Consider the following 7,093-nt stretch of genomic DNA (forward strand, 5'->3'; position numbering starts at 1 on the left):
CGGCCACCTGCCCGACGACTACGACGTCCGCAACTACCCCTGGGGCCTCGGCGACTACTACCGCGACGAGCTGATCGAGAGCCGCCGCGCCCGCGGCCTCGACCCCATCGACGGCCGCCCGCTGCGAACGCCGAAGCCGTAACCCCCCACACGACCCCCACGAACCCCCACGAACCCCCACGCCGGGCGAAACTTCCCGTCCGGCCGGCGAACGGAGACCACCGCATCGTTCACACATAATTTACCAAGGCGGCGTATGCAGCGCTGGGGTGGTCCGTTCCTCGCCCTCCCGCTCCTGGAAACCTGCCCCGGCGTGCCGCGATGACCGATGTCCCCAACCGCCAGCTCCTGACCATCACCGGGCTGGTCCAACTGGAAAAGCGCGCGCGCCACGCCGCGACGCCGGAAGAGTTCGGGTTCCTGGCCGTCAACGAGACCCATGCCCTGGTCCGCTACCGCCAAGCCGTCCTGTGGCGGTGCGGCCCCAAGGGCGGTGCCCGGGGCGGCGGGCAGGTGGTGGCGCTGTCGGGGCTCGCGGTCCCGGACCGCAACGCCCCCTTCGTCGTCTGGCTGCGCCGGCTGCTCCGGCACCTCGATACGGCCGGCCAGGGGACCGGGCAGGCGGGCGACGCGAAGGCGGTCGCCGCCCTGACCGCGGCCGATGCCGGTCCCGACCTCGGCGGGGACTGGAGCGAATGGCTTCCCGCCCATGCGCTGGCGGTCCCGCTGTCCAGTCCCGAGGGCGAGCGCCTGGGCGTGCTGCTGCTGGCCCGCGACGAGCCGTGGAACGACCACGAGCGCCATCTCCTGGCCTATCTCGCCGACGCCTACGGCCATGCCTGGGCCTATCTGCTGCGCCGCTTCCGCCCCGGAGGCGCGCGGCGCTGGCTGGTCGGCCGGCGCAACGCCGTCGCCGGCGCGCTGGCGGTGGCGCTGTTCGCCGCCGCCTGGATACCGGTGCGCGATTCCGCCCTCGCGCAGGCGGAGGTGATCCCCCGCGCCCCGGTCGTGGTGCGGGCACCCGTCGAGGGCGTCGTCGACCGCTTCGCCGTCCGGCCGAACGAGCTGGTCGAGGAGGGGCAGCTCCTGCTGGCGCTGGACGCGACGCGGATCGCCAACCGGCTCGACGTCGCGGCGAAGGCGTTCGAGGTCGCGGAGGCGGAATACCGCCAGGGCGGCCAGCAGGCGCTGTTCGACCCCAAGAGCAAGGCGAACCTCGCCATCCTCCAGGGGCGCATGGAGCAGCACGCGGCCGAGGTCGCCTATCTCCAGGAACTGCTCGGCCGCATCGAGATCAGGGCGCCGCGCGCCGGGACCGCGATCTTCGACGACGAGAACGACTGGATCGGCCGGCCGGTGGCGATCGGGGAGCGCATCCTGACCGTCGCCGACCCGCGCGAGACCGAGCTGGAGATCCGGCTGCCGGTCGCCGACGCCATCCCGCTGGAGGAGGGGGCGCCGGTGCGCCTGTTCCTCAACGTCGACCCGCAGAACCCCGTCGCCGCCACCTTGACCTATGCCGGCTACCAGGCGTCGCCCGGTCCGGACGGCGTCCCCGCCTACCGGCTGAAGGCCCGGTTCGAGGATGCTGCCACGCCCCGCATCGGCCTGAAGGGCGTGGCCAAGGTCCATGGCAGCCGGACGACGCTGTTCTATTACGTGATGCGCCGCCCGCTCGCGGCGCTGCGCCAGCGGGTCGGGCTGTGACGGCGGCTGTGAGCGCGGCGGCCGCGTTCGCGCCTGGCGCGGCCGCGCCGCCGCGCCGGGTCCCGCCGCTGCGCGAGGAGCTGACGCTCCATCCCGGGCCGCGGACGCGCGCCGGCGTGCCGACCTGGACGCTCCAGGACCCGGCGAACAACCGCTTCTTCCGCATCGGCTGGGCCGAGTTCGAGATGCTGTCGCGCTGGGAACTCGGCGAGATGGACGCGATCGCGCAGGCGGTCAGCCGCGACACCACGCTGGAGATCGGGCCGGAGCGGGTCGAGGCGTTCACCCGCTTCCTCGCGGCGGGCAACCTGATCCAGGTCCGGGGCGAGCAGGCCATGGGCGTGCTCGTGCGCCAGGTGATGGCCCAGCGCAAGCACTGGGCGGCGTGGCTGCTGAAGCATTACCTGTTCTTCCGCATCCCCGTGATCCGCCCCGACCGCCTGCTGGCCGCCGGGGCGCCGGTCTTCGGCTGGCTGTTCTCGCCGGCCTTCCTGCTGGCGGCACTCGCCGCCGCCGTCCTCGGCGGCTGGCTCGCGGCCCGCCAGTGGGACGCGTTCATCAACAGCTTCCTGCACTTCTTCTCGATCGAGGGCGCGATCCTGGCCGCCGCCGCGCTCGGCGCGGCCAAGCTGCTGCACGAGTTCGGCCACGCCTTCGTCGCGCACCGCTACGGCTGCCGGGTCCCGACCATGGGCCTGGCCTTCCTGGTCCTGTGGCCGGTGCTCTACACCGACACCAGCGAGGCGTGGAAGCTGCCCTCGCGCAGGCAGCGCCTCGCGATCGCCGCCGCCGGCATGGGGGCCGAGCTGGCGCTCGCCGCCTTCGCGACGCTGGCCTGGAGCTTCCTGCCGGACGGGCCGCTGCGCAGCGCCTGCTTCCTGCTCGCGACCACGACCTGGATACTGACGCTCGCGATCAACCTGAACCCGTTCATGCGCTTCGACGGGTACTACCTGCTCGCGGACTGGCTCGACATCGCGAACCTGCAGGACCGCTCCTTCGCGCTCGCCCGCTGGTGGCTGCGCGAGCGCCTGTTCGGCTTCGGCGACCCGCGGCCCGAGCGCTTCGCCCCCGGGCTGGAGCGCTTCCTGATCCTCTACGCCTTCGCGACCTGGATCTACCGCTTCTTCCTGTTCCTCGGCATCGCGCTGCTGGTCTACCACCTGTTCTTCAAGGCGCTCGGCATCCTGCTCTTCGCGGTCGAGATCGCCTGGTTCATCTTCCGGCCGATCACGAACGAGATCGGCGTCTGGATCAAGCGGCGCAAGGAGGTCGGCTTGAACGTCAACAGCGCGCTCACCCTGGCGGCGGTCGCGGCCGCGGTCGTGCTGCTGGCCGTGCCCTGGCGCAGCACGGTGTCCGGCGCGGCGCTGATGCGCGCCGAGCAGCAGAGCGTCCTCTACGCGCCGGAAGCGGCCCGCCTGGAGCGCGTGCTGGTCCGGCCCGGCGAGCGGGTGGCCGCCGGCCAGGTGCTGTTCGCCTTCTCCTCGCCCGACCTCGCGCACCAGGTCGCGCAGACCCGGCGGACGGTCGACAGCCTCTCCTGGCGCAGCCAGGTCCAGAGCCTGAGCACCGACCTCGCCGAGCGCTCGCAGGTCGTCTGGCGCGAGCTGGAGCAGGCGCGCTCCCAGCTCGCCGGCTACGAGGCGGAGCTGGAGCGCCTGACCGTCGCCGCCCCCTTCGCCGGCACGATCGTCGACATGGCCGACCCGCTCGCCCCCGGCGAGTGGCTGGAGCCGGACATGCCGCTGGCCCTCGTCATCGACGCGCGCGCGGCGCTGATCGAGGCCTATGTCGACGAGGCCGACCTTTCCCGCTTCGCCGCCGGCGCCCCGGGCTGGTTCCGCGCCGACGACCCCGCCGTGGCACCCGTGGCGCTGCGGGTCGAGCGGATCGACGACGCCAGCTCGCGCGTGCTGCGCGAGCCGATGCTCTCCTCCACCCATGGCGGCTCGATCGCCGCCCGCGAGACCCAGGACCGCGCCCTCGTGCCCGAGACGCCGGTCTACCGCGTGCTGCTGCGCCCCCGGGACCCGCTGCCCGCCCCGCCGCGGGTGCTGCGCGGCACCGTCGACATCGAGGGCGAGCGCGAGAGCGTGGCCGCGCGCCTGTGGCGGGTGGCCCTGGGCGTCCTCGTCCGCGAAAGCGGCTTCTAGGACCATAATCCCCTCTCCCTGAGGGAGAGGGAGGGGCCCGCCGCGTTAGCGGCGGGAGGGTGAGGGGCGCGGTGCCTCGGTTCGGGCACCGCCGCTACCTCCTCCCGCTCCGGCGCGCTTCGGTCTATCATCGCGCGTCGTCGGTCGGACCCTGGGACATGCGCATTCTTCTCGTGGAGGACAACGAGGATCTCGGCGAGGCGGTGCAGAACCGGCTGCGCGCGGCCGGCCATTCGGTCGAATGGGTGCGCGACGGCGCGCTGGCGGTCGACTTCGTCCTGGCCGAGCCGTGCGACGCGCTCGTCCTCGACCTGATGCTGCCGGGCCGCGACGGCATCTCCGTCATCTCCGAGCTGCGCCGGCACGGCTTCGAGGCCCCGGTGCTGGTCGTGACCGCGCGCTCGGAGATCGAGGACAAGGTCAGCCTGCTCGACCTCGGTGCCGACGACTACCTGGTCAAGCCCTTCGACCTGCGCGAGCTGGAGGCGCGGCTGCGGGCATTGATGCGCCGCCCGGCGGGCCAGACCACGAGCGTCACCGTCGTCGGCGACGTCGCCATGGACGTCGCCGGGCACGTCGTGACCGTCGACGGGCGCGCGATCGAGCTGGGCCGGCGGGAGTTCCGCCTGCTGGAGATCCTGCTCGGGCGCGTCGGCCAGGTGGTCGCGAAGGAGCGGCTGATGACCCAGCTCTTCGGCTTCGACGAGGCCGTGTCGCCCAACGCGCTGGAACTGCACGTCTCGCGCCTGCGGCGCAAGCTGGAAGGCTCCGCGCTCGAGATCGGCACCGTCCGGGGCGTGGGCTACGTCGCCCGGCCGGGCCATGCGGAGTGAAGGCTTCTCGATCCGGCGGCGGATCTTCGGGCTCGCCGTGCTGCTGCTGCTGGTCGCGGCCCTGGCCCTGGTCGCCTTCATCCGCGACTACGCGGAACGCTCCTCCGACCGCGCCTTCGACCGGCTGCTCGGCGCGTCCGCCCTGACCATCGCCGGCGCGGTGCAGGTCGAGGACGGCGCCGTGACGGTCGAGCTGCCCTTCGCCTCCTTCTCGATGTTCTCGGGCAGCGACCGCGTCTTCTACGCGGTCGAGGCGCCGGACGGGGCGCTGGTCACCGGCTACGGCGACCTCGCCCGCGACCTGCCGCCGGCCGCCGGCGCCGAGCCGGTCTTCACCGACCTGCGCTATCGCGGCGAGACCGTGCGGGTCGCCAGCGTCGGCCGCCTCGTCTCCTCGGGCGGGGCGGCCGGCTGGGTCACGATCCGCGTCGCCGAGACCCAGGAGGCGCGCGAGGCGCTGTCGTCCGAGATCCTCGGCAACGCGATCGCGCCGCTGGCGGCGCTGACCCTGCTCGCGGTCGGGCTCGTCTGGTTCGGGATCACCCGGATGTTCGCGCCGCTGCTGGCGCTGGAGCGCGAGCTGCGCGGCCGTGCCCCCGACGACCTGTCGCCGGTCGCGACCCCGGTGCCGGCGGAGGTGCGGCAGCTCGTCGGCGCGCTCGACGACTTCATGGGCCGGCTGCGCGCGGCCATGGGGCGGCTGAGCGAGCTGGTCGCCGAGGCCGCGCACGAGGTGCGCACGCCGCTCGCCTCCCTGCGCGCCCAGGCCGAGGTGGCGCTCGACGAGCCGGACCCGGCGGCGCTGCGCGCGCGCGTCGCCCGCATCCACCAGGGCGCCGTCCAGGCGAGCCAGCTCGTCTCCCAGCTCCTGATGGACGCGACCGTTTCCCACCGCCTCGACATGCGCGCTCGCCCGCCGACCTCCGTCGCCGCCGTGGTCGAGGAGGTGCGCCACCGCCTCGACCCCGACGCGGCCGGGCGGGTCCGCGTCAGCATCCCGGCCGGGGACGCCGCGCTGCCGGGCGACCGGGTGGTCCTGCGCGAGATGCTGCGCAACGTCGTCGACAACGCGCTCACATATTCCCACGGGCCGGTGCTGATCGAGGTCGCCGCGGCGCCGGGGCGCGAGGTGCGGATCGCGGTGTCCGACCGCGGCCCCGGCATCCCGCAGGAGGAGAAGGACCTCGTGCTCCAGCGCTTCCGGCGCGGCCGCAACGCCGAGACGCGGACCGGCTCGGGCCTGGGGCTGACGATCGTGAAGCGGATCGTCGACGCCCATGGCGGCACGCTCGTCCTCGCCGACCGGGACGGCGGCGGCCTGCGGGTCGAGATCGTCCTGCCGCCCGGCCCGGCCACGCGGGCGGGCCGGGCCGGCGCCGCGGTCCTCGCACCATGCCTGCTCGCCTGCCTGGGCTTCCTGCTGCACCCCGTGGCGCTGCGCGCCGATCCGATCGTCTATCCCGCACCGGCGCCGTCACCCGGGCCGGGGCCGGCGCGCATGCTGACCATCGTCGGGACCACGGACACGCCGCTGTTCGCGCGCTTCGTCGCCGGGTTCCAGCAGCAGCGGCCGGACGTCGCGGTCGCGTACGAGGAGACGGACACCCTGCCGATGTACGAGGACTTCCTCGCCGGCCGGCTGTCGCCGCCGCCCGACCTGCTGGTCAGCTCCGCGGCCGACCTCCAGGTCAAGCTCGCCAACGACGGCCACGCGGCCGCCTACGCCTCGCCCTACCTGTCCGCGCTGCCGCCGTGGGCGCGCTGGCGCTCGGAGGTGTTCGGCTTCACCTTCGAGCCGGCGGTGATCGTCTACGATCCCGACGTCCTCGCCCCCCACGAGGTGCCGCGGACCCATCTCGACCTCGCGGAGCTGCTGGAGGAGCAGACGGACCGCCTGCGCGGCCGGGTCGCGACCTACGACATCGCGGCCAGCGGCGTCGGCTACCTGCTCGCGGCACAGGACCAGCTGATCTCCTCCAATTTCTGGCGCCTGGCGAGCGCGTTCGGCCGGGTCGGGGTTTGGCTCAGCGGCAGCAGCCCCGACATCCTCGACCGGATCGAGCGCGGCGACCTCGCCATCGGCTACAACGTGCTGGGCTCCTACGCCTTCGCCCGCCAGGAGGCCGGCAGCCGCATCGGCGTCGTCGTCCCCGACGACTACGTGCTGGTCCTGACCCGCAGCCTGCTGATCCCGCGCACGGCGCCCAACCTCGACCTTGCGCAGGCCTTCGTCGACTTCGCCCTGTCGCCCGCCGGCCAGGCCGTCGCCGGCGAGGAGACCGCGCTCGGCGCCGTCGTGCCCGGCTCCCGGGGCGAGTGGACGGCCGAGAGCATCGCCGCGCGCGGCCGCGGCGCCGTCCAGCCGATCCATCTCGGCCCGGCGCTGATGGTCTCCCT

4 protein-coding genes are annotated in these 7,093 nt (G+C 73.8%); all 4 read left to right on the forward strand.

The annotated features are described in order from the left end of the window. Positions 1–321 precede the first annotated feature (321 nt). Positions 322–1,707, forward strand: coding sequence for an efflux RND transporter periplasmic adaptor subunit (locus VGO20_RS04580; RefSeq protein ID WP_327501114.1), 1,386 nt, complete (start codon positions 322–324; stop codon positions 1,705–1,707). 8 nt (positions 1,708–1,715) lie between these two features. Further along, positions 1,716–3,863, forward strand: coding sequence for a site-2 protease family protein (locus VGO20_RS04585; protein WP_327501115.1), 2,148 nt, complete (start codon positions 1,716–1,718; stop codon positions 3,861–3,863). Between the two features lie 158 nt (positions 3,864–4,021). Further along, positions 4,022–4,696 carry a response regulator transcription factor gene (locus tag VGO20_RS04590; protein ID WP_327501116.1) on the forward strand — a complete coding sequence of 225 codons (675 nt, stop codon included), beginning with the start codon at positions 4,022–4,024 and terminating at the stop codon, positions 4,694–4,696. After that, a partial coding sequence (locus VGO20_RS04595) for an extracellular solute-binding protein (RefSeq protein WP_327501117.1) occupies positions 4,686–7,093 on the forward strand: 2,408 nt, incomplete at its 3' end. The genes VGO20_RS04590 and VGO20_RS04595, both read left to right, overlap by 11 nt.

It is taken from the genome of Arenibaculum sp. (genome assembly GCF_035998295.1).
Classification (GTDB): Bacteria; Pseudomonadota; Alphaproteobacteria; order Azospirillales; family Azospirillaceae; genus DASYHS01.